This window comes from Actomonas aquatica (assembly GCF_019679435.2).
In the GTDB taxonomy this organism is placed as follows: Bacteria; Verrucomicrobiota; Verrucomicrobiia; order Opitutales; family Opitutaceae; genus Actomonas; species Actomonas aquatica.
Window position 1 is genome coordinate 4560652 of record NZ_CP139781.1, and the last position, 23309, is coordinate 4583960.

Below are 23309 nucleotides of genomic sequence, written 5' to 3' on the forward strand. Positions count from 1 at the left end.
GTGGATCTGGACAAATTCATCGCGGCGGAGCGGCCCGGCTGGTTGCGGCTGGACGAGATGCTGGCGCGGCGGGCGGAGGATCCGTGGGCGGAGATGACGCTGGAGGAGGCGCGGGAGTTGGAGCGGCTCTACCTGCGGGCGTCGGCCGATCTGGCGCGACTGTCGACCCTGGCGGCGGAGCCGGACGTGCAGCGGTATCTGGAGCGGCTGGTGGCGCGCGGGTATGCGGAAGTGCACGGCGGCGAAGTGCGGCGGGAGCGTTTTCAGGTTTGGCGCTGGCTGCGGGTGACGCTGCCGCAGGCGTGGCGTCGGCAACGCAAAGCCTTTGGGTTGGCCTTGGCGCTGATGCTGGTGGGCGCGGCGTTTGGGGGCGCGGCGGTGGCGTTTGATCCGGAGGCCAAGCCCGTGATCATGCCGTTTTCGCATCTGCTGGGGGATCCCTCGGAGCGGGTGGCGGAGGAGGAGGCGCAGAGCCGCTCGCCGAGTGGGCACCATTCGACCTTTGCCGGACAGTTGATGACCCACAACACGCAGGTGACGCTGACCGCGCTGGCGCTCGGCCTGACCTGGGGTGTGGGCACGCTGGTGCTGATGTTCTACAACGGCGTGATCCTGGGCGCGGTGGTGGTGGACTACGTGTTGGCGGGTGAAACGACGTTTTTGCTCGGCTGGTTGTTGCCGCACGGATCGATCGAGTTGCCGGCCATCCTGGTGGGCGGGCAGGCGGGGTTCGTATTGGCCGGAGCACTACTGGGACGCGGGCAACGCCAGCGGTTGGCCGATCGTCTGCGCGCGGTGGCGGGGGACGTGGTGACGTTGGCGGTGGGCGCGGCGTTGATGTTGGTGTGGGCGGGCATCGTGGAGTCGTTCATCTCCCAATATCACGAGCCGGTGTTGCCGTATTGGCTGAAAATCACGATGGGCCTGCTGGAGCTGACGGCGTTGATCGCCTACCTCGGTTGGAGTGGGCGCGGTGCGGAGCGGGCGTTGCCGAAAGGAGGGCGGCGATGACGGGGGCGGCGCCGGTGGCACGGATGGCGGAGATGCGCTTGCGCACGCCGGAAGGCGTGTCGTTCTCGCTGCGGCTGGCGAGTCCGCTGCTGCGCATGGTGGCGCTGTTGATCGACTGGGGCGTGGTGACGGTGGCGTGGGGACTGGTGGCGATCGTGATGGGGCTGCTGGAGCTGTTGGCCGGAGACTTCGCGCGGGGGGCGACGGTGGTGCTGTATTTTCTGCTCTCGCAAGGCTACCGCGTGTTCACCGAGTGGGCGTGGCGCGGGCAGACGCTGGGCAAGCGGCTGATGAAGCTGCGGGTGGTGGACGCGCGGGGGCTGCGGCTCACGCTGTCGCAGGTGCTGTTGCGCAACATCCTGCGGTTTGTGGACGCGTTGCCCGGCGCGTATGCGGTCGGCGGTGTGGCGGCGTTGCTTTCGGCGCGCGGGCAGCGGTTGGGGGATTTGGTGGCGGGCACGCTGGTGGTGTGGGAGCAGACGGAGCCGAGTCCGGATCTGGGGCTGTTGGGCGACAACAAATACAACTCCCTGCGCGGACATGCACCGGTGGTGGCGCGACTGCGGCAGGCGGTGTCGGCCAAGGAAGCGCGGGTGGCGTGGCAGGCGCTGCGGCGGCGGGAGCAGTTGGAGGACCGGGCGCGCCTGGCGCTGTTTGGCGAGCTGGCGGCGCATTTTCGGGCCGTGACCAAGTTCCCGCCGGAAACGGTGGATGGACTTTCGGACGAACAATTTGTGCGAAACGTGGTCGACGTATTGCTCGTGAAATGAGGCGCGACGGAGCGTCCCCACTTTATCCCTAATAAACCCACGCCTCAGGCGTCTTTACCTGCGCAGGTCACATGAACCCGACCGGAAACGATGAACACGCAGGATCTTGGATCGATGAGGCGGTGCGCGAGCACCAGGCGCCGCTGGTGCGTTATGCGACGCGGCTGGTGGGCGGTGATGAAGAACGGGCCCGCGATGTGGTGCAGGACACCTTTGTGCGATTGCTCAAGCAACCGCCGGAGCAGGTCAACGGCCACGTCGTCGAATGGCTCTACACCGTCTGTCGCAACCGCGCGATGGACGTCCTCCGCAAGGAGGGCCGCATGAGGGCGTTTGCGGAAGGCGAGGTGGAGAAAGTGACGACCGGCGAAGCGCGGCCGGGGCGTGACCTGGAGGCGGAGGAACGGCGCGAGGCGGTGCTGGCGATGATCGACCAGTTGCCGGCCAACCAACAGGAGGTCATCCGGCTGAAGTTTCAGAACGGATTCAGTTACAAGGAAATCAGCCGTATCACCGAACTCTCGGTGAGCAACGTGGGTTTTCTGATCCACACGGCGGTGAAAAAGCTGCGGCAGGAGATGGCGATGCAACGCCCCTGATCCGCGCGACCAGACGAGATTTAAAACGACGAGGAAACGACGATGAACGACAGGCAAATGAGTCCCGATGACCCGCGATTGACGGCGTATGCGCTGGGTGAACTGGAGGGCGAAGAGGCCCGCCACGTGGCGGCGGCGGTGGCGGCCGATCCGGCACTGCAGGCCGTGGTGGAGGACGTGCGTGCGATGGGCGACGACCTCGAAGGCGTGTTGGCGGCGGAGGCGTTGCCGGAGGTCGAGCCGGTGCGACCCTCGGAGCTGAAGGATGAGCTGTATCCGTTTACGCCCAAGAAGGTGGTGCGTTTCCCGGTGTTCTGGGTGTCGGGCCTAATGGCCGCAGGTTTTGCGGTGATGATGGTGGTCTATAACCGCAACAATCCGGGAGCTCAGGAGCAGGTCATCACTTACGATTTGGATCTGACAAACTTGCCGCCGGCGCCGAGTGCGACGGATGGCGTGGCCCCGGCGACGGTGCCGGCTCCGGCCCCGTCGGTCGCGGCGGCGGAGTTGGCGGATGACGAAGTGGCGGTGAAGGGGGCGGGGACGCTCTCGGCGGCACCGGTGGAATCTCGTGAAGTTGAGCCATCGTCGTCCTTTGCGGTGACGGAAGCTCCGAGCTGGGTGACCATGGATGCACCATTGCTCGAAGCGACGAACCTGCCGGCGGTGGTCGTGCAGATCAGTCGGGAACAGGCGTTGCAGGCGGCGAAGCAGCGCGGCGACACGGTTACCCTCAATGCGGATCAGCCTGAACTGGTGGCATTGGGAATGGGCGGCAATGGGACGGAGTTGACCGCGGCGAGTGGCAATGCTTCGAACCGCCCGTGGGGGCAAACGACGGGCACGTTGTCTGCGCCGGCGCTACCGGGCCTGAGGAGCGACCTCTCGTCGCGGTCCTACAGCTCTTACATCCGCCCGCTGATGGCGCCGCCGGCGCGGGTGGTGGCAAACACCGAACGTTATGCGACGGTGCGGGAGTCGGCGTGGCAGATCCCGACAGCGCAGCCGACCTCGACCTTTGCGGCCGATGTGGACACGGCAAGTTACAGCAACGTGCGTCGCTTCCTGCAGAACGGCGATCTGCCGCCGATGGATGCGGTGCGCATCGAGGAGTTGGTGAACGCCTTCACTTACAATTACGCTCCGCCGACGAGCGAGGATGAGGGGCCAATGGCGGCGCATTTGGAGGTGGCGCAGGCGCCGTGGGCGCCCGAGCACAAGCTGGTGCGGGTGGGCCTGAAGGCGCGGGACCTGAGTAACGCGATGCGCGCGCCGGCCAATCTGGTGTTTCTGCTCGATGTCTCGGGCTCGATGGGGGCAAGCAACAAGCTGCCGCTGGCGGTGCGGGCGATGCACCTGCTGGTCGATCAACTGCGACCGGATGATCGGGTGGCGATCGTGACTTACGCGGGCATGTCGGGACTGGCGCTGCCGTCGACTCCGATGACGAATCGTAGCGAGATCGAGCGAGCTTTGAACGGTCTGCAATCGGGCGGTTCCACCAACGGCGAGAACGGCATCCAACTCGCTTACGATGTGGCCAAGGCGCACTTTGTGGACGGCGGTATCAATCGCGTGATCCTCTGCACGGACGGCGATTTTAATGTCGGCATAAGCGGCGTGGGTGATCTGGAGCGGCTCATCACGGAGAAGGCGCAGACCGGCGTGTTCCTGACCGCGCTGGGATTTGGCATGCACAACTTGCAGGACCAGACGCTCGAGACGCTGGCTGATCGCGGCAACGGGCAGTATGGCTACATCGACTCCGAGCAGGAGGCGCGGCGGCTGTTGGTGGAGCAGGTGGAAGGCACGCTCGCGACGGTGGCGCAGGACGTGAAGCTGCAGGTCGAGTTCAACCCACGGCGGGTGGCGGCGTATCGACTGATTGGTTACGAAAATCGTGCGCTGGCCCGGCAGGATTTTGCCGATGATCGCAAGGACGGCGGCGAAGTGGGCGCGGGTCAGGCGGTGACGGCGCTCTATGAGGTTGTGCCGGTGGGCTCGGCGTTGCCGGAGGAGTTCATCGATGTGGAGCTGGCGGACCTGCGCTACCAACCGGCGACCGGAACGACCGCGGCTGCGGCGGCGGTGAACGACGTGCCCTTGGGGGCCGACATCGACAACGAGCTGCTCGTGGTGCACGTGCGGGCGAAGACGCCGAACGGGGAGGTGAGTCGCCAGTGGAGTTATCCGTTGGTGGATGAGGACCGGAGCTTCGCGGCGGCGTCGGAGGACTTCCGCTTTGCGTCGGCGGTGGCGGGGTTTGGTATGGTGCTGCGCGACTCTCCGCGACGGGCGGGACTGACGTTGGGCGAGGTCAAGCAGTGGGCGCAGGGCGCGATGGGCTTTGATCCCGGAGGCCGGCGGCAGGAGCTGCTGGCGCTGATCGCGGCAGCCGAGCGGTTGGTGCGATAAGAGGTCTCGCAGAGGAGGCACAAAAAAGGCCGGGCGACGTCGCCCGGCCTTTTTTGGTCGAAGGGATGAGACGCGTTTGCTTACGCGCGGCGGCGGCGCCAGGCGTGCCAGCCAACGATGGCCAGGCCGAGGCCGAAGAGGGCGTAGGTGGAGGGCTCGGGCACGGGGGTGAAGTTGACCAGCAGGAGGTTATCAGCGAGCGGGCCATCACTGAGGATGCCGATGTCGTTGGCGAGGCTGAGCGAGAAGAAGCCGTCGCCGGCGAGGGCCTGCAGGTCGGTATCGATGCTGAAGTTGATGATATCCAGATCGAAGGTGGAAATGGAGGTGAGCGAACCCAAGACCAACCAAGTGTAGCTCTCGTTGGGATCAAAATTCACGGGGACGATGCCGTCTTCGTTGGTGAGGAAAATGTTGAACGGATCGATGGCCGTGGAGGTGAAGGCGAGGGAATCGGCGACGAGGAAGTCGGCGATGACATCGCCGTTGGACGCGTCGCCGAGTTCGATTTCGAGGCCGCCGCCACTGGCGAATTCGACCGCACCGTCTAGCTGGAGGTGGCCAATGGAGAAGCCCGGCGCGATCTTGGCGTTGTCGCCGACCTGCAGGGTGTTGTCGAAGGTGAGGCGGCCGTTGCCGCCTAGGGTGCCGCCGTTGGGGCCGAAGACGAGGTTGGCGTTGACGGGGTTGAAGGTGGCGTCGCTATCGATGTAGAGGGTCGCACCGTCAAGGGTGACGGAGGGCGTGCCCAGTTCGCCGCCGCCGTTGCCAAAGGCATTGCTGCCACTCGCGTAGACTGTGGCACCATTGCTGATGGTGGTGCCGCCGGTGTAGGAATTGCCGCCGGTGAGGGATTGTTCGCCTTCGCCGGTGATGACGAGCGCGCCTTCGCCGCTGATGTAGCCGCCGAATTCAAGCTCCAGACCCTTGGGGTCGATCGTGAGGGTCGTGCCCGTTGCCAAGTGCACGAAGGCGGTGGACATGTAAAACTCCTCGCCGTCGAGGATATCGACGAGGCCCCCGATGGTCGGGTTGGCGGAGTTGAAGTTCAGGGTTTGACCGTAGCCGTAGCCCATGGCGATCGGACCGGAACCGGCGGCGGTGTCGGTGTCGATGTTGACGGTGCCTTCCATGATCAGCATGCCGCCGGAAAACTCGCTGTTGTTGCCGCCGAGGTTGAGGGTGCCGCCGCTGGCCTTGATGAGGCTGGCGCTGCCGAAGATGTCGCCGTCGAGGGTGAAGTTGGAGTCGGTCTCGAGGTAGGGAGTGTCGACGATGAGGTTGCCGGAAAGCTCGATCGCGTTGGCGAGGACCAAGTCGACGCTGCCGGCGCGTAGGACAGGATACTCCTCAAAGTAGAGCTCCGGTTCTTCGCCGTAGTAGAGCGAGTCGGTGAAGCCGTAGCCGCCGCCGATGGCGGAGAGGGTGCCGGTGCCGAGTGCGTTGTCGTGGGTTACGATCAAGCCGCCGTTGGAGAGGTAGGTGCCGCCGGTGTAGGTGTTGTCGCCAGCGAGGGTGACGGACGAATAGCGGGACTCCATGCTGCCCTCGGATTGGAACGACCCGGTGGCGGAGGTATTGTAGTCGCCGATGTAGACAGCGGTCGGGGTCTCGTTGGCGTCCGTCAGGGTGCTGGCCACGGTGAGCGCTCCGCCTTTGTAACCGGCAAATCGATACGCGGTGGCGGTGGAGGGCAGGGTGATCGCGCCCTGGAGCATGACATCGGTGGTGGTGGCGAGGTAAAAGCCGCTGTTGGTGAAGCCGGAGAGATCGATGTCTTCGGTGATGAGGCGGGGGGAGCTGCTGTCCTGCGAATCAAAACCGATGAAGCCTTGGGCAAGCTGGTTGTTCCATTGGCCGAGGTAGGACGCGATGGTGCGGGTGTCGTCCTGCAGGCCGATGTAACCGCCTTGCTGGGTCAGCAGACTGGCGCCGGTGGGGAGGGTGCCGGGGGCGTTGCCAAAGATGAGGGCGGAGTTGGCGACCTCGACGGGACCCGTGAAGCTATTAGCCGACGAATTGAGGTAGACAGTCAGGGCGCTGTCGTAGGCAGAATAAACTTGGATGCCGCGCGGGCTCTCGCCGTCGGACAGGGTGGAGCCGACGCGGAGTTCGCCGCCGCCGCCGCCAAAGCGGTAGTTGGTGCCGGCGGGCGTGATGGTGCCGGTGATTTCGGCGCGGGTGAGGGAGCCCAGGGTGACATCGGGGTGCAGGCCGCTCAGGTCGAGGTCGCCCGCGTAGCTGTTGACGACCATGGAATCGGGGTCGGTATCGAAGCCAATAGCGCCTTGGTAGCCGGTGGGATCGAAGCGGGAGAGAAACTCGGTGAGGGAGGCGGTTTGGTCGGCCAGGGTGGCTTCGATCAGGCCGATGTAGCTGGAGGTGGTGCCGGTGTAATCACCCGCGGTGGGCAGGCTGTCGCCATCGAGGAAGACGACCTGACCTTGTTGCACATTGAGGCCCCCGGTGAAGTCGGTGATGCCGCCGAAGAGCACGGGGCGGTCGGCGTAGACGGTGACGGCGGTGCCCTCGTTTTCCTCAATGACGCTGCCTTCGAAAGAGAGCAGGCCGCCGTAGTTTTCGATGAGGGTGTCGTCGAGAAGGGTGACGGTGCCGGCGAAGTTGAGCTCGTTCTCCTGATAGTCCTCGTCCTCGTAGGTGGAGAGGTAGTTGGTCACGGTGACGGCGTTGTTGATCGTCTGATCGTAGTCGACCGCGACGAGGCCCGGGTAGAGGTAGAGACTCTGGTCCTTCGGTCCGATGGTGAGGGTGGCATTGCCGAGAGCCTCGCTGCTGCCGATGCCCAGCACACCGTCGGTCAGGAGCACTTCACCGGAGAGGGCGGAGGAATTGTAGCCGGAGAGCAGCAGCATGCCGGTGCCGGATTTGCGCACTTGAGTGGAACTGGTGAGGGTGCCGGCGATTTCGACCTCGGCACTGCCGTGGACATACCAGTCGGTGTTATCGGCGATGACGTTGACGCTGTAGTCGAAGAGGATTTCGGAGGGGAAGTAGCCGTAGGCGGTATCCAGGGCGGCGGCGGAAGGTTGGGAGATCAAGGGCCCTTCGAAGCCGCCGGCGACTTCAACATAGCTGCGGATCGTGAAGTCGACATTGGTGAGCTCCACATAGTCGGCGGAGAAAGCGTAGTTGGCCCCGGAATCGAAGTTCAGCGCGGCGACGTCGGGGTAGCTATCGAGGGCAATGTGGATCTCGTCGCCGAAGTTGAATAGGAGGCCGGGGAAGTAAGCGACGGTCATGCCGTCGAAACTCGGCAGTTGCCCATCAAGCCAGTTGGCGGAGTCGGACCAGTAGTTGTCCTCGGGGTTGTCGCCGGTCCACTCGGCCGTCACCGGCACGGCGGGTTCGATGGCCCAAACGGTGGGGAGGAGAAGAAAGCTGGCGCAGGCGGAGAGAAAACGCTGACGACTCATGCTGCGGTTATGGGAGAGTCCCGAGGGCAAGGCAAGGCGGACATCCATTTGCATTTACTTTGTAAAAACGATTTTCGGAACGCGTAAGCTGCTAAATAGCAGGCGATTGTAACCTCGGTGGCGTCGCCCACTAGCTGAAGTTAGAGGCGAAAGACGAAATCAGTCGCCAAGGGTGTAGATACGGACCGGTTCGTGGCGGCCTTTAACCAGGTGTTTGCCCAAGTCACGGGAGGGGTAAGGGGCGTGGCGGCGGGCGGCGATCAAGGTGGATTCGCTGAGAATGAGATCGGTGCCAAACTCCTCGCGACGGGTGAGGGCCTGGAGGCGGGCGGCGAGGTTTACGCCGTCGCCGATGACGGAGTAGTTGAGACGCCGGTGGGAGCCGATGTTGCCGGCGATGACGCGGGCGGAGTTGATGCCGATGCCGAAGGCGAGCGGCGGCAGGCTCTCGGCGACAAATTCGCGATTCAGCTCGGCGAGGGCGCTGCGCATTGCTTGGGCGGCTTGGAGGGCGCGATGGGCGCAGTCGGGCGCGGAGACCGGCGCGCCGAAGAGGGCCATGATCTCGTCGCCGATGAATTTATCGATGACCCCGCCGGCGGACTCGATGGCCGCGGTCATACGGTCGAGGTAGCGGTTGAGCTGGGCCACGACATCGCGCGCAGGCAGGTCTTCGGCAAAGGTCGTGAAGCCGCGCAGGTCGGCGAAGAGGATGGTGACCTCGCGTTCCTCGCCACCGAGGGCGGCGCCTTCGCGCATGAGTTCGGCGGCGACCTCGGGGGAGACGTTTTTGTCCAACAGGTCGCGCACCTGGTCGCGTTCGGCGAGGCCGGTGCTCATGGCATTGAAGGCGTGGGCGAGGTCGCCGAGCTCGTCGCGGCGGTTGAGTTCGAGGCGGGTGGTGTAGTCGCCGGCGGCGATGAGTTGGGTGTGGTGGGCGAGGGCCTGCACGGGTCGGCTCAGGCGGCGGGCGAGTCCGGCGCCGAGGATGGCGGCGACCGCGATGCCGCCGAGACTGACGAAGAAAATGAGGCGGCCCAGGCGGCGGGATGGGGCTAGTTTCTCGTGCAGGGAGTATTGCAGGAGGGTGAGCAGGTGGCCGCCGGAATCGAGGGGGACGGGGCGGACGCGGACCAGGATGCTCTGCTCCTGCAGGCTTAGTTGCTGCATGGTGCTGTCGTCCATGGTGAGGCCGGGAACCTGTCGGGTCAGGGCTTCGCGCAGAGGCGCTTCGAGGGAAGACGCAGTGATTTGTCCCTGAGTGTTGGCGAAACTTACATCGACACCGGTCATGGCGTGTAGATCGGAGGCGAGGGTGGAGTCCACGCGGGTGCCGACCACCCACCAGGCGACGATCGTCGGCGCGTAGATCGGCACGGCGGCCGCGACGTAGAGTTCGCCATCGAGTTCGATGTAACCGGTGGCGCGAGCTTCCTCACTTTCGTCGGCACGGAGAACGATTTCGGCAAACAGGTCGTCCGGCGCGGCGGGCAGGGCGGTGATGGTGGCGCCATCGAGATCGACCCAAGCGTTGAGGTCGGCATCGATCCGATCGCGGGCGCTGGCCATCGCCGACTGCAGGGTTTCGGCGTCTTCGAGGAAGGTGAAAAAGTTCTGGCGAAAAGCGTAGTCGCGGGCGACGGCAGTGGCGCTGATCGCCAGTTGGCGGACGTGGTCGGAGGAGACGCGTTCGAACGCAATGGCGGCCGCTTCGAGGTCGGTCTCAATCTCCCGGCGGGCCTCCCGGTGGTTCACGAATGCGACCATTGTATAGATCGCGATCTGGGTGGCCGCGACGGCCGCGAGGAGCACCGTCAGCAGGGTCGCGCGGAAGCTGCGGAAGCGGATCATACGCGCGAGGACGGCGGCCGGTGGCGGTGCTCAGTAACCGTGGCCACCCGCATCGGGAGCGCGGCGCAGCCGGCGATCGGGACGCAGTTTGAGCTCCAGCGGCACCGTGAGCGGTGTGCCTGCCGCGAGGGTGATTTCTTCGGAGTGAGATTTGCGCAGGCGTGGATGCCAGGCTTCCAAAGTGTAGCGGCCAGCTGGCAGATCGGTGAGACGGAGGCGGCCGTCGGCGTCAGTCTGGCCGAACCACGGCGTGTCGACGACGACGATGTGGGAGATCATCCAATCGTGGATGTTGCAGCCGACGGGGATGATGCCGGGTTTGTCGAGCACGACGGATTCGGTCTGGTTGCCGCCGTGCAGCGGAATCTCGAACTGAGCGGGGCGGGAGAGCGAATAGACGTGATGTTGCACGTCATCGAGATTGGGAAAAGCGACCTCGGTGCCGACCCGCACGATGGAGATGTAGGGGGTGAACTCTTCGTCCTGCTGTTTGACGGTGGCGTGGAGGTTCGAGGGAGCCGGTGGCGTTGGCCGGTCGAGCGGCGTGAGCCAGACGGCAAGCTCGGCGATCGGGACCTGCTTCTGGTCGTTGACCTGAATTTCCACGTCGGCCGCGCGAACTCCGGCGGTCACGAGCAAGAGCAGTGCGATGCGAAAGGTTAAGTGGCTAGAACGCATGGACGAATTGCAGGGTGAGGACGGTATTGCGGTAGGTTTTGTGGGCTGACGAGGTCGAGCGAGTGGATTCAACGCCCGCCGAGATCGAGCTGGCGTGGCCGAGGGCGCGGGAGACGGTGAGGGAAGCGCCGTTGAGACGAGCCTCGGTGCGGTAGGGAAACCAGTCACCGCCGAAGATGCCGTCCAGCCATTGGGGGGTGCCGGCGAATGACGGCCAGCTGTTGCGGCACCACGAGAGTTGATCGCCCTGGCGATGGCGGAGGCGGAGCGAAATGCGCCAGTCCGGCGTGGGGTCGTAGTGAGCCGCGGCAGCGTAGGTCCACTGGGTGTGTGAATAGACGGCGCGTTTGGCATCGAGCCGATTCAACTCGACCGAGGCGGCCAGCAACCAGGCGGGGGAGAGGCGGCGGGAAAACTGCGTGTCGATGCGCAACTGGTTGCCCGACCATTCGTCGACGCGGGCGAGCAGACGACCGACGGTCACGTGCGTGTCGAGGCGGGGCGCGTAGGGGCCGAGGCCAAACTTCCAACGCAGACCCGCGGTGGCGGTGAGGTCGCTCAGGTCGAGGCCCTCGTAGTCGAGCCAGTGAGTGCTCGCGGCGGTGAGTTTGAAGGAACCCTGCAGGTCGCGGCTCAGCAGGCGGTGGGTGCCATAGTCGACGGAGGCGAAGACGGCGGAGTCGGCCTTTTCCTCTTGGGCCGAGTTGGTGACGTTGTCGTTGTGGGTGAAGCCGACGGCGGCGTTGGTGGACCACGCTTGCCCCCAGATTGGTAGGCCTGTTGTCAGTAGGCCGAACAGGCAGGCCAGAACGAAGCGGAAGCAGGATGGGGTGAGGGGCGGGGGTAACATCGACGCAACTCAAGGAGATACCAAAGGCGCAAGGTGCGTCCAGACTGTCTCGGCGACGATGCGGTGTCCGGCGGAATTGGGATGGATGGCGTCGGCTTGGTTGAGCTCGGCTACGCCGCCCACGCCGTCGAGCAGGAACGGGATGAGCGTAGCGTCGTTGGCCTCGGCGAGGCGCGGGAATATGGCGGCAAAGTCCTTCGCGTAATCGCCCATGCTCGTGGGCATCTGCATCCCAGCGATGACGAGTTGCACGTTGGGATTTTTGGCGCGCACACGGTCGATGATTTTTTGGAGGTTGGCTTCGAGCAGATCGAGGGGGAGGCCGCGCAGGCCGTCGTTGGCGCCGAGTTCGAGCACGAAGATGTCGACCGGCTGGCGCATGACCCAGTTGATGCGGCGCAGGCCGCCGGAGGAGGTTTCACCGGAGAGGCCGGCGTTGACGATGCGGTAGGGCAGGCCGGCGTCCGCCAGTTTGTCGCCGATGAGGGCGGGAAAGGCGGTGACGGTGGGGTCATTGAGGCCGTAGCCGGCGGTCAGGCTGTCGCCGTAGAACAGGATGGTCTGCACGTCGTCGGTATTGGAGTCGGCGCGGGTGGCGGCACTGCCGCAGATCAACGCGAGAACTAGAAAGGGGAGGCGAAGCGTCTTCGTCATTTGCACATCGGGAGGCACGGGGTTTCGTTCGCGCCTTCGCTCATGAGTGTTCAATCCATGTTGAAAGTCCAGCGCCTGACCAAGAGCTACCCCACGGCGGCGGGGGCGTTGACCGTTTTAAACGAAGTCAGCTTCGATCTGGCCGCGGGGGAGTCGCTCGCGATTCTGGGTCCATCGGGCAGCGGTAAAACCACGTTGCTGGGCCTTTGCGCCGGCCTCGATCGACCGTCGGGCGGTGAGGTGATGGTGGCTGGCGAAGCGATCGGCGCGATGAGCGAGGACGAGCGCGCGCGGGTGCGCAACGAGCACGTGGGCTTCGTGTTTCAGAACTTTCAATTGGTGCCCACGCTCACCGCCTTGGAGAACGTGCTGGTGCCGCTCGAGCTGCGCGGGGCGGGTGGCGCGGCGGCCGAGGCCAAGGCGGTGGAGTTGCTCACGCGCGTGGGTCTGGGCGCACGCACGGACCATTATCCGGTGCAGCTGTCCGGCGGTGAACAGCAGCGCGTGGCGTTGGCGCGGGCGTTTATCAACGAGCCCAAGATCCTCTTCTGTGATGAGCCGACAGGTAACCTGGACGGCGCTACGGCGCACACGGTGCAGGAGCTCATCTTCGGCCTGAACCACGAAAAAGGCACAACGTTGGTGATGGTCACGCACGACCTAGAACTGGCCAAGCTCTGCGCCCAAGTCCTCCGCCTCCGCAACGGCGAAGTGGTCGAGGGAGATTTTTAACCACGAAACACACGAAATACACGAAAGGGCCTGTCATGCAGAACGTCATTTATGCGGATGAATCCTACCGAATTATGGGAGCTTGTTTTGAGGTCTACCGGGAGAAGGGATGCGGTTTCTTGGAGGCGGTCTTTCAAGAGTGCCTGGAGCTGGAGTTTGCGGATCAGGGACTACCGTTTGTGGCTCAGCCCAAGTTGGAACTGAGCTACAAGGGCAGAACGCTGAAGCAGACCTATTCGCCGGACTTTGTTTGTTTCGGGAAAATTATCGTAGAGATAAAAGCGGTATCGGCTCTGACCGATGAGCACCGGGCGCAGGTCCACAACTACCTCAAGTCGACGGGCATGAAATTGGGCATCCTCGTGAATTTTGGGCACTACCCGAAAGTCGAAAGCGAACGCATCGTCCTCTGAACCCTTTCGTGTATTTCGTGTGTTTCGTGGTTTAACCCCAATCTAGCAGATGCGTTTTATCCTGAAAATGGCCTGGCGGGATTCGCGGGCTTCGCGGCGGCGGTTGGTGCTGGCTTCGTTTTCCATCGTGCTGGGCATCGCGTCGCTGGTGGCGATCGGGTCCTTCAATGCGAATCTGCGCGAGGCGATCGATGCGCAGGCTCGCACCCTGCTCGGGGCCGATCTGCGGGTGCAGGGGCGGGCGGCGTTTTCACCGGAGATCCTCGCCGAGCTCGAGGCCATGGGCGGGCAGCAGGCGCGCGAGATCGCGCTGTCCACCATGATCGTTTTCCCCACCGCGGAGAACCGCACGCGGCTGGCCACGCTGCGGGCGCTGGAAGGCGGGTATCCATTTTATGGTGACTTCGAGACCGTGCCGGCCGATGCGCCGGCCAAGCTCGCGGCGGGCGGCAAGGTGGCCGTGTTGGAAGAGACCCTGATGGCGCAGTTTGGCGTGGCGGTGGGGGACCCGATCCGACTGGGCGACGAGGAGTTTACGGTGGTGGGCGCGCTGCGGCAGATCCCCGGGGATTCGGTGATGGTGGCAATGCTTTCGCCACGGGTCTTCATTCCCTACGACGAGCTGGAGGGCGCGGGGCTGCTCGGCCCGGGCAGCCTGGCGCGGCACCGGCGTTACGTGGTGTTTGACGATGGCAGCGATCCGCTGGCGGTGGAGCGGCGCATGCGCGAGGCCTACCCGGATGAGCACCTCGGCTACGAGACGGTGGAGGAGCGCAAGCGGGAGTTGGGCAACGCGCTGCGCAACGTGTATTCGTTCCTGAGTTTGGTGGGATTTGTGGCGCTGTTTTTGGGCGCGATTGGCGTGGCGAGTGCGATCCATGTGCACATCCGTCAGAAGATCCCGACGGTCGCGGTGCTGCGTTGTTTGGGCGCGAGTTCCCGCACGGCCTTCGGCGTGTATCTCGTGCAGGGCCTCGCGCTCGGTCTGATCGGCTCGGTGGTCGGTGCGGCGGTGGGCGTGGGCGTGCAGCTCGCGCTGCCGCGATTGGTGGCGGACATGCTGCCGGTGGAGGTGGACTTTGGCATCATCTGGCCGGTCGTGTTTAAGGGCGCGGGGGCGGGTCTGTTGATCTGCGGGTTGTTTTCGCTGCTGCCGTTGCTGGCGGTGCGGCGCGTGTCGCCGCTGGTGGCGATTCGGGCGGCGGTGGCCGAGGCGGCGGCCAACCGGGATCCGTGGCGCTGGGTCGTTTACGGCGGCATCGTGGCCATCGTGGCGGGTTTTGCGCTGCGGCAGGCTCCGCGGTGGCAGGTGGGCGTGGGTTTCATCGTCGCGCTGGCCGTGAGTTTTCTGGTGCTCGGTCTGTTGGGCAGAGTGGTGGCGTGGGCGGCGCGACGGTTCACCCCAAAGCGCGCGCCGTATGTGTGGCGACAGGGCATCGCGAACCTGCACCGACCGAACAATCGCACCGTGTTGCTGTTGCTCGCGCTGGGCTTGGGCACGTTCCTGATCGTGACGTTGGCGCTGACGCGGGCGACCCTGCTGGCACAGATCGCGGGCGCGGGCGGCAGCGATCGTCCCAACCTGTTGTTCTTCGATATTCAGGACGACCAGATCGATCCGCTGCGCGAGATTCTGGTGCGTGAAGACGCGCCAATGTTGGCCGACGCGCCGATCGTGACCATGCGCGTGTCGCAGGTGCGGGGCACGCCGGTGGGCGAGATCCTGCGCGACCGGGACAACAACGTCGCGGATTGGACGCTGCGGCGCGAATACCGCTCGACCTTCCGCGATCATTTGAACGAGCGCACGGAGCGCATCACGGCGGGCGAGTGGGTGAGTGCGGTCGAATACGATGGCTCCGGCGTGGTGCCGATCTCGCTGGAGCAGGGCGTCGCCGAGCAGATGAACGTCGCGCTCGGCGACGAGATTGAATGGGACGTGCAGGGCCTATCGATCCTGACGCGCGTGGCCAGTTTGCGCGAAGTCGAGTGGCGACGCATGGAGCCCAACTTCTTTGTGGTTTTCCCGGCGGGCGTGTTGGAGCCGGCGCCGAAGTTTTACGTGGCGGCGACGCGCGTGGGCGATCCGGCGCATTCGGCGCGGGTGCAGGAGGCGATCGTGGCCGCGTTGCCGAATGTATCCGCAATCGATCTACAACTGGTGCTCGAGACCCTCGATGGCATTTTCGAGAAGGTGCAGTTTGTGATTCAGTTCATGGCACTCTTTACGGTCGCGACCGGCGTGATCGTGCTGGTCGGCACCATGATGAGCGGTCGTCTGCAACGCCTGCGCGAAGTCGTGCTGTTGCGCACGCTCGGGGCGACGGGGCGGCAGTTGTGGCAGATTCAGTTGGTCGAATATGCCGTGCTCGGTCTGCTCTCCGCGCTGGTGGGCTGCGGCCTCGCCGTGGTGGCCAACGGGTTGCTGGCGCACTTTGTGTTTGAGACGGTCGGGGTGGCCTCGCCGGTGACGCTGGTGGTGGCTGTGATCACGGTGTCGGCGATCACGCTGCTGACGGGGCTGATGTCGAACCGGGGCGTGACGAATCACCCGCCACTGGAGGTGCTGCGGGCGGAAGGTTGATGCCGATGGACGTCCCGCTGAGCACCTCTGCGGTCGAGCACCGCAAATACTTCCCGGGGCGGATGACGCACCTCGGCGAAGGTGCGGCGTGGCAAGATATCTTGGTGGAAATTCACCATCGTCCGGCGGTGAGCGAAACGATGCTCATTCCCGCGGTGGCCGAGCCGCAGCTGCAGTGGCAGATTTCCGGGCACCTGCGGTGTGAGGATCGGGAAGTGGATGGGCAGTGGGAGATGCATCAGGTCGAGCCGGGCGACTTGTTTTTGATCACCGAGCCCGAGCCGTATGAGCTCCGCTGGCAGGCCATTGACGACCAACCGGTGGTGGTGATGCACGTGACCATCGGGCTGCCGCTTTTGGCGCGCGCGGCGAAGGAGTTGTTTGGCGCCGGCGCGGGCATCCCGCTTTTGCGCGAGTTTAATGGCGAACGCGACCCCACCATCCTGGCGTTGTTGGAGATGCTGCGGCGCGAGTTGGTGGAACAACGGACGGCCAGCGTGTCGTTTGTGCAAGGCGTCGCCCAGGCGCTAGCGCTGCATCTTGTGCGCACTTACCGCGATGACGAGCGTCCGCAACCGCGGCGGGCCACGGCGCTACCCGCCTTTCACCTGCAACAGGTCCTGCGCCTGATGGAAGGAGCCCTCGCTGAAGGCATCCAGGTCGGTCGACTCGCCGCCGAGGTGGGCATGAGCGAGTCGCACTTTTCGCGGATGTTTAAGGGCAACACCGGCTTCTCGCCGTCGCGCTATTTCATCCGTCTGCGCATTTCGAAAGCACAGGAGCTGTTGCGCCAAACCACCCGGCCGATCATCGAGATCGGACTGGAGGTGGGTTATGCCAGCCCGAGTCACTTTGCCCACGTCTTCCGGCGCGAGACCGGCACCACGCCGCAGGCTTACCGCGAGCACAACCAGAGCGACCTGCCGCCGGCGTATTTGAGCAGAATCGCGACAGCGTGAGCGGATTCGCGCAAGCAGCCTGCCCGATTCGGGGGTAGGTTGCCGGGTATGAAAAAGACCCTCATCCCGATCTTTATGGCCGCAACCGCTCCGCTCACCGCCGAGGTGGTGGAGACGTGGGACAAGACCTTCCCGCAGAGTGAAAAGGTCGACCACGAGAAAGTCGCTTTCAAGAACCGCTACGGCATCACCATCGTGGCCGATCTCTACCTGCCAAAGGATCTCGGCGACAAGTCGGCCGCAGCCCTCGCCGTCAGCGGACCCTATGGCGCGGTGAAGGAACAGGCTTCCGGTCTCTACGCGCAGACCATGGCCGAGCGCGGTTTTGTGACGCTCGCCTTCGATCCGTCCTACACCGGCGAAAGTGGCGGCGAACCGCGCAACGTGTCCTCGCCCGACATCAACACCGAGGACTTCAGCGCTGCCGTCGATTTCCTCGGTCTGCACGCCAAGGTTGATCGTGAGCGCATCGGCATCATCGGCATCTGCGGCTTTGGTGGCATGGCGCTCAACGCCGCCGCTATCGACAAGCGCATCAAGGCCGTGGCCTCCAGCACGATGTATGACATGTCTCGAGTCATGGCCCGCGGTTACTTCGACAGCATGACCCTCGAGGAGCGCACCAAGACCCTCGAACAACTCGGCGAACAACGTTGGAAGGACGCCGCCGCCGGCGAGCCCGCCTACGGTCCGGTCTCGCTCGAACTGTCGGGCGGCGAGCCGCAGTTCGTCGTCGACTACGCCGGCTACTACAAGTCGAAGGAGCGCGGTTTTCACCCGCGTTCGATCAACTCCAACGCGTCGTGGACGATCACCAATCCGCTCTCGTTCATGAACATGCCGCTGCTCACCTACATCGCCGAGATTTCGCCGCGGCCGACCCTCATCATCCACGGCGCCGACGCGCACTCCCGCTACTTCAGCGAAACGGCCTACGCCAACGCCGCCGAACCGAAGGAGCTCTTGATCATCGAAGACGCCAACCACGTGGACCTTTACGACCAAGTGGATAAGATCCCCTTCGCCAAGCTCACCGAGTTCTTCACGACGAATCTCAAGTGACGCTGGCGGCGATTCACTCCGACCCATTCAGCACATGATCCGACTTGTTCGTTCCACCCTTTTAACCGCGGCCCTCGCGCCGTTTCTCCTCATGAGTTCCACCCAAGCCCAACCTGCCTCCACGCCGGTCGAATCCGGCCTGGAGCGCGTCTCTCCCGCGCTCGCGGCATACAGCCAGCGCACCAGTCTGGCCGAACTCTGGCAACGTCCCGAGCTCTCCCCCCGCGATCGCAGCATCGTCACCGTGAGCATCCTCGTGGCCCGCGGCCAAACCTCCGCCCTCAAGACCTACGTCAACCTCGCGCTCGATAACGGCGTGAAGCCGGGCGAAATCTCCGAACTCATCACCCACCTCGCGTTCTACTCCGGCTGGGCCAACGCCACCGGCGCGATCGAGGTGGTGGCCGACATCTTTGCCGAGCGCGGCATCGGTGAGGACCAGTTGCCGGCGGTCGCGCCCGAGCTGTTGCCCTTGGACAAAGAGGCCGAGGCCAAGCGCGCCAGCACCGTCGACGCCATGGTCGGCCCGACCTCGCCCGGCTTGGTGATGTTTACCGCCGACCCGCTTTTCCTCGATCTGTGGCTCCGCCCCGGGCTCGCACCGCGCGACCGCAGTCTCGTCACGGTGAGCTCGCTCATCGCCAACGGTCAGGCCGGCCAGATCACCTTCCACCTCAACAAGGCGATGGACAACGGACTCACCCAAACCGAGGCCGGTGAAGTGATCGCCCAGGCCGCCTTCTATGCCGGTTGGCCGAACGCCTTTTCCGCGGTGTCGGTCTTCAAGAGAGTCTTCGAAACCCGCGCCGAGTGATCGGCACCTTGAGGCCGGCGTCCACCTGCCCGAGAGTCTCGCGTTCACTTCGATCAACGGGTGGGCGCATTTTCGTCTCCCGAACCTCGTCCCAATTTAGCCATGTCCACCTCGACCCATTCCTCACCCGATATCTTTGCCCGCCTGCGCGCCGGTGAGACCGTGCCCTTCGACGACCCGGAGTGCCCGCGACTCAGAGAAGCGGCCATGGTGACCCGGCCCTTGGTGTTGCGGCTCAACCAGACAGCTGATCCGGACGAAATGCGGGCCTTGATGAGTGAGATCACGGGGCAGGAGCTCGACCCGAGCTTCGGTATCTTCCCGCCGTTTCACACCAACTACGGTCGGCAGACGAAGCTCGGGAAAAACGTCTTCATCAACTTCGACTGCGTGTTCCTCGACCTCGGTGGCATTACGTTGGAGGACGGCGTGTTTCTCGCGCCCAAAGTGAGTCTGCTCACCGAAAGTCATCCGCTCAAGCCGGCGGAGCGGCACGCGCTGAAAGCCGCGCCGATTCACATCAAGCGCAACGTCTGGGTCGGCGCCGGCGCGACGATCCTCGGTGGCGTGACCATCGGCGAAAACGCCGTCGTGGCGGCCGGGGCGGTGGTGTCAAAAGACGTTCCCGCCAACACCGTCGTCGGCGGCATCCCCGCCAAACACCTGAAGACGATCGAGTGAGCGGAGACGGGCAGGGACGGGCTTTGGTGGGCGCCCCATCGCGACGTTGTAGCCGGGGTCGATGACCCTGGGACCGGCCTCACCGAGGCCGGCTACAGCGGGAAGGCGACTTTGCGTCGCCGGTCACGCGCGACGGTTCAGCCTTCCGACGGGCGGAGGATGATGGTGGCGGTGCGGCCGGAGATGAGGGGAAGGTCGGCCGGGACGTCGTCCAACTCGATGCGCACGGGCACGCGTTGGGCGAGGCGCACCCAGCTGAAGGTGGGCGTGATGTTGGCCAGGAGGTCCCCTGAGTCGGAGCGCTCACGGTCGACAATGCCAGCGGCGATGCCGACGACGTGGCCGCGTAGTTCGCGCGATTCCCCCATGAGCAGGATCGTGGCGGTGTCGCCCAGTTTGACGTGCGGCAGTTTGGTTTCCTCGAAGTATCCGGAAACATAATACGACGCTTCGTCGACCAGCGCGGTGACGGCCTGGCCGGCGGTCACGTAGTTGCCGGGACGCAGGGAGAAGTTGGTGATGATGCCGGCGACGGGCGCAGTCACGCGGGAGCGGGCGAGGTTGAGTTTGGCGAGATCGAGATCGGCCAGCGCGCGGTCGTGATCGGCGCGGGCCTGCGCGGCGCGCGTCCGGGCCTGTTCGATTTCCATGCGGGGCACGGCGGTGGTGCGTTCGAGCAGGTCGTAGCGCGCCATGTCGCGGCCCGCCTGATCGAGGGCGGCCTGAGCGGTGGCGAGCTGGGCTTGCGCCTGGCGCACTGCGAGTTCAAAACGGACGGGGTCGATGGCGAAGAGCGTGTCGCCGGCGGCGACCCGTTGATTGTCGCTCACAAAGACTTCACCGACGATGCCGGAGACGTCGGGCGCGACGCCCACGATGTCGGCGCGCAGGCGGCCGTCGCGGGTCCAGGGTTCGTCCATGTAGTGGATCCAGAGGTGGCGCACGGTAAAGGCCGCGATTACGACCATGGTTACGGTGATGGTGACCCGGAGGAGTTGTTTCCCGAAGGTTTTCATAAAAGGCGGGCGTGGAGCGCGGACAGCAGACCGAGCAGGACCACATAAAGAGCGATGTCGAAGAGGCCGCGGTGCCACACGAAGGTGTAGGCGTTGGCCAGGGCGAGGAGGCGCCGCAGGCCGAACTGGAGAACCAGCGCGGTCACCGCCAAGACGAGCAAGGTGGGCACGTAGACGCCGTAGAGATTGAGTTCAGCATGCATGGCGGAGCGTGGGTGAGTGGGAGTCGGCGGTGTGCAAATCAGGCGGAGCGGCGTCGGGGAAAAAGGCGCGGCGGAGGCCGACGAGGGCGTTGATGGCGATCCGGCCGGCCGGGTGGTCACCGAGGTTGGCTTGCAGGGCGTGGTCGATGTGGGTGAGCAAATCGGGTGAGGGGGGCGGCGGGGCGTGATGCGGCCGGTGGGCGCGGTAGTGGCGGGCGACATCGTGCAGGGTCACGTCGACCGTCGTGGCGGCAGCCGTGGGCAGCTGCGCCCGCTGCTCCTGCAGCGCGAGGATGTTGAACCCGATGCGCAGCTCGGCGAGGCCGTCGACCTGCGACAGGCGGGCGTTGTCGAGTCCGGCGAGGCGGGGCACGAGTCGACCGAGGCGATCGAGCATGCGGGCGGAAAGGGTGGCGTGGTCCTGGCGGTGGCGACCCTCGGCGAGTTTGGCGAGATCCCGCCAGCCGGCGTGAACGAGGCGGTGGGCGGCGAGCTCGGCGCCGAAGGGCCGCGTGATCATCGAGCAGGCGAGCGCGAAGGTGATGCCGGCGAGGTTGGCGAGGGCGGAGTTGGTGAAGGTCGCGAAGTCGCCGCTGTAGCGGTTCTGCAGCGGCACGAACAACGCGACGTGCAGCATGATGAGATTGGACGCGGTGCCGATGGCGCGGCGGTTGGTGAGCGCGCCGAAAATGAGGAACAGCGGGGCGAAAATCAGCACCAGCATCTCGAAGCTGTGCACGAGGGGCATGAGCCCAAACACATAACCGGCGGCGATTGGCAGACTGGCCACCGTCCACACCCACATGCCCACGATCAACTTCGCCGGCGTGTCGCTCTGGGCGAAGAGGGATGCGGCCACCGCGGCCATCATGGCGAAGACGCCGCCGTTGTCCCAGCCGGAGTAGATCCAGATCAGGCACGCGGCAAACACGGTGAGCACCACCATGACGGCGTTGAACGCCATGAGCCCGTGGTCGTGATGGCGGGCGCCGTTGGCTGCGCGGCGATAGCGCAAAGGATGGTCGGCAACGGCTGCGGGTTCGCGCGCGGCGATGCGGCGCTGCAGCGACAGGCAGTCCTCCCACAGGTCGATCAACTCGCGCAAGCGCTCGAGCGTGCCGGTCACGATGAGGTCGTCCCAACCTTGGCGGGCGGCGGTGGGTTCGAGTTCCTCGAGTCGGGCGCGGAACAGCTCGGCCTCCTCGGGCTCGGCGTCGCGTCGCATCCACGCGGCGACATTGTCGAGCAGGCTGCGAATATCGGCCGGAATGCCCTGCGGACGGCGGGCGAGCGCGTGCAGGCGGTTGGCCACCGAGGAGAGCGTCGGCAACAGCATGAGCAGGCGGCCGCGCAATTCACGGGCGGCGCCCGCGAGGTCGCGGGTGGCCGCGTCGTAGCCGAGTTGGCTGATGATGAGATCGAGGTTGGCTACGTCGGCCGCCAAACGCTGACGCGAGAGCGGGGTGGTGAGACTCGCACCGTCGCCGCGCAGGATCGACTCGGCCCAATCGGCCGCGTCGCCCAACCACGTTTGGATACGCGCCGACAGCACCGAGCCCACGCTGGTGGGAAACACGATCGCGCCGATCACGCTGGCGCAGGTGATGCCGATCTCGATTTCTTCAAACCGCGCCAGCGCCACGTCGAAGATGGACTCCGGGTTGCCCACGGTGGGCAGGGCGACGAGGGCCAGCGTATAGCCAGCGAGCATGAACACGTAGCTGCGCGACGTGCGGTCCAACATGGAGATGAACAGCAGGCAGCCGGTCCAAACCGCGACGACGAGGCTGAACAGAATCGGCGTATCGACGAAGAGCGGCATGAACAGCACCGCAGCGCTCGCGCCGATCAAGGTGCCCATGACTCGAAAGAGACCCTTGGAACTCGTCGCGCCGGCGAGCGGGTTGGCCACGATGTAGACCGCCGCCACCGCCCAGTAGGGACTGGGCAGGTCGAAGGACAGCGCGATGAACAGCGCCAGCATCGCGGAGAAGAAGGTCTTCGCGCCAAACAACCAGTCCCGCCAATGCGGCCAGTAAGCGCTCATGGGCGGCGAGGAGACTCGAGCTGCGCGGCGAAGCTGTGGCAGTCGATCGTCTCAAACAGCGAGAGCACGCGGATGGTGGCCTCGAGGTCGGCGCGCGGGACGTCGGCGAGCAGGCGACTGCGCAGGTTGACCAGGATCACCTCCACCTTGCTGACCAAGCTTTCGCCCTCGGGTGTGAGCCACAGGTTTTTGGCGCGGCGATCCTTGGGGTCGACGGTGCGGGAGACCAGGCCGAGCTTCTCGAGTTGGTCGAGCAAGCGCACCAGCGACGGACCCTCGATACCGATTTGGGCGGCCAACTGCACCTGCTTCACGCCTCCGCCCATGCGGCTGATCCAGAGCAAGGGAGCGGTAAGGGCCTCGGAAATGTTTTGGGCGGCCATCGCCTGTTCGGCCACGCGCCGCCACTGTCGGCCTGCGTGGAGCAGGGAGGAAGTCAGCACGCGGCGCTCGTTATCCAGCTTGGTCATGGCCAAGAGATAGCATTCTAATTAATAGGAAGCTAATTAAATTGTCACTTTTCTGGGGCGACGGGG

20 protein-coding genes are annotated in these 23309 nt (G+C 64.9%); 11 read left to right on the forward strand and 9 right to left on the reverse strand.

Annotated features, from left to right (window positions below):
* The 4 genes from K1X11_RS17465 to K1X11_RS17480 all read left to right on the forward strand — a co-directional run bounded on the left by K1X11_RS17465 (position 1) and on the right by K1X11_RS17480 (position 4795).
* Positions 1–1011: a stage II sporulation protein M gene (locus K1X11_RS17465; protein ID WP_324726018.1), complete on the forward strand. Its 1011-nt coding sequence runs from the start codon at positions 1–3 to the stop codon at positions 1009–1011.
* The gene (locus K1X11_RS17470) at positions 1008–1781 is read left to right on the forward strand and encodes an RDD family protein (RefSeq protein WP_225919715.1); all 774 of its coding nucleotides are present in this window, start codon (positions 1008–1010) and stop codon (positions 1779–1781) included. Before K1X11_RS17465 ends, K1X11_RS17470 begins: the two co-directional genes overlap by 4 nt.
* Before the next feature lie 71 nt (positions 1782–1852).
* Positions 1853–2380 (forward strand): RNA polymerase sigma factor, encoded by a 528-nt coding sequence (locus K1X11_RS17475; RefSeq protein WP_221033065.1) that lies wholly within the window; start codon positions 1853–1855, stop codon positions 2378–2380.
* Positions 2381–2422: 42 nt separating this feature from the next.
* Entirely contained in the window at positions 2423–4795 is a 2373-nt protein-coding gene (locus K1X11_RS17480) for a YfbK domain-containing protein (protein WP_221033066.1), read from the forward strand.
* Positions 4796–4875: 80 nt separating this feature from the next.
* On the opposite strand, the gene K1X11_RS17485 is transcribed toward K1X11_RS17480, so the two are convergent.
* From K1X11_RS17485 to K1X11_RS17505, 5 genes are all read right to left on the reverse strand, one after another.
* Positions 4876–8229: an autotransporter-associated beta strand repeat-containing protein gene (locus tag K1X11_RS17485; RefSeq protein WP_221033067.1), complete on the reverse strand. Its 3354-nt coding sequence runs from the start codon at positions 8227–8229 to the stop codon at positions 4876–4878.
* A 159-nt stretch (positions 8230–8388) separates the two neighbouring features.
* Positions 8389–10080 carry an adenylate/guanylate cyclase domain-containing protein gene (locus K1X11_RS17490; RefSeq protein ID WP_221033068.1) on the reverse strand — a complete coding sequence of 564 codons (1692 nt, stop codon included), beginning with the start codon at positions 10078–10080 and terminating at the stop codon, positions 8389–8391.
* Positions 10081–10110: 30 nt separating this feature from the next.
* Positions 10111–10758 (reverse strand): carboxypeptidase regulatory-like domain-containing protein, encoded by a 648-nt coding sequence (locus K1X11_RS17495; protein WP_221033069.1) that lies wholly within the window; start codon positions 10756–10758, stop codon positions 10111–10113.
* Positions 10748–11608 (reverse strand): hypothetical protein, encoded by an 861-nt coding sequence (locus tag K1X11_RS17500; RefSeq protein ID WP_221033070.1) that lies wholly within the window; start codon positions 11606–11608, stop codon positions 10748–10750. The genes K1X11_RS17495 and K1X11_RS17500 overlap by 11 nt, the downstream gene beginning before the upstream one ends.
* Before the next feature lie 9 nt (positions 11609–11617).
* On the reverse strand, positions 11618–12262 hold the full coding sequence (locus tag K1X11_RS17505; RefSeq protein ID WP_221033071.1) for an arylesterase: 645 nt from the start codon (positions 12260–12262) through the stop codon (positions 11618–11620).
* A gap of 42 nt (positions 12263–12304) precedes the next feature.
* On the opposite strand from K1X11_RS17505, the gene K1X11_RS17510 reads away from it, so the two are divergent.
* The 7 genes from K1X11_RS17510 (at position 12305) to K1X11_RS17540 (ending at position 19507) form a co-directional block, all read left to right on the forward strand.
* A complete protein-coding gene (locus K1X11_RS17510) occupies positions 12305–12994 on the forward strand; it encodes an ABC transporter ATP-binding protein (protein ID WP_221033072.1) in 690 nt (229 codons plus the stop codon).
* Positions 12995–13029: 35 nt separating this feature from the next.
* Entirely contained in the window at positions 13030–13407 is a 378-nt protein-coding gene (locus K1X11_RS17515) for a GxxExxY protein (protein WP_221033073.1), read from the forward strand.
* Between the two features lie 49 nt (positions 13408–13456).
* A complete protein-coding gene (locus K1X11_RS17520) occupies positions 13457–15991 on the forward strand; it encodes an ABC transporter permease (RefSeq protein ID WP_221033074.1) in 2535 nt (844 codons plus the stop codon).
* Positions 15992–15996: 5 nt separating this feature from the next.
* Positions 15997–16950, forward strand: a complete 954-nt coding sequence (locus tag K1X11_RS17525; RefSeq protein ID WP_221033075.1) for a helix-turn-helix domain-containing protein — start codon at positions 15997–15999, stop codon at positions 16948–16950.
* A 75-nt stretch (positions 16951–17025) separates the two neighbouring features.
* The gene (locus K1X11_RS17530; protein WP_343212936.1) at positions 17026–18012 is read left to right on the forward strand and encodes an alpha/beta hydrolase; all 987 of its coding nucleotides are present in this window, start codon (positions 17026–17028) and stop codon (positions 18010–18012) included.
* Between the two features lie 91 nt (positions 18013–18103).
* Entirely contained in the window at positions 18104–18826 is a 723-nt protein-coding gene (locus tag K1X11_RS17535; protein ID WP_221033077.1) for a carboxymuconolactone decarboxylase family protein, read from the forward strand.
* A gap of 102 nt (positions 18827–18928) precedes the next feature.
* Positions 18929–19507: a DapH/DapD/GlmU-related protein gene (locus K1X11_RS17540; protein WP_305082569.1), complete on the forward strand. Its 579-nt coding sequence runs from the start codon at positions 18929–18931 to the stop codon at positions 19505–19507.
* Between the two features lie 137 nt (positions 19508–19644).
* Here K1X11_RS17540 and K1X11_RS17545 read toward each other — a convergent pair whose 3' ends face one another.
* From K1X11_RS17545 to K1X11_RS17560, 4 genes are read right to left on the reverse strand one after another with little or no spacing between them, the layout of a single operon-like run.
* Positions 19645–20523 (reverse strand): efflux RND transporter periplasmic adaptor subunit, encoded by an 879-nt coding sequence (locus K1X11_RS17545; RefSeq protein ID WP_221033078.1) that lies wholly within the window; start codon positions 20521–20523, stop codon positions 19645–19647.
* Entirely contained in the window at positions 20520–20726 is a 207-nt protein-coding gene (locus K1X11_RS17550; protein ID WP_221033079.1) for a DUF1656 domain-containing protein, read from the reverse strand. Before K1X11_RS17550 ends, K1X11_RS17545 begins: the two co-directional genes overlap by 4 nt.
* Complete coding sequence (locus K1X11_RS17555) at positions 20716–22773, reverse strand: FUSC family protein (protein WP_221033080.1); 2058 nt, start codon at positions 22771–22773, stop codon at positions 20716–20718. Before K1X11_RS17555 ends, K1X11_RS17550 begins: the two co-directional genes overlap by 11 nt.
* Complete coding sequence (locus K1X11_RS17560; protein WP_221033081.1) at positions 22770–23243, reverse strand: MarR family winged helix-turn-helix transcriptional regulator; 474 nt, start codon at positions 23241–23243, stop codon at positions 22770–22772. The genes K1X11_RS17555 and K1X11_RS17560 overlap by 4 nt, the downstream gene beginning before the upstream one ends.
* Positions 23244–23309: the final 66 nt, after the last annotated feature.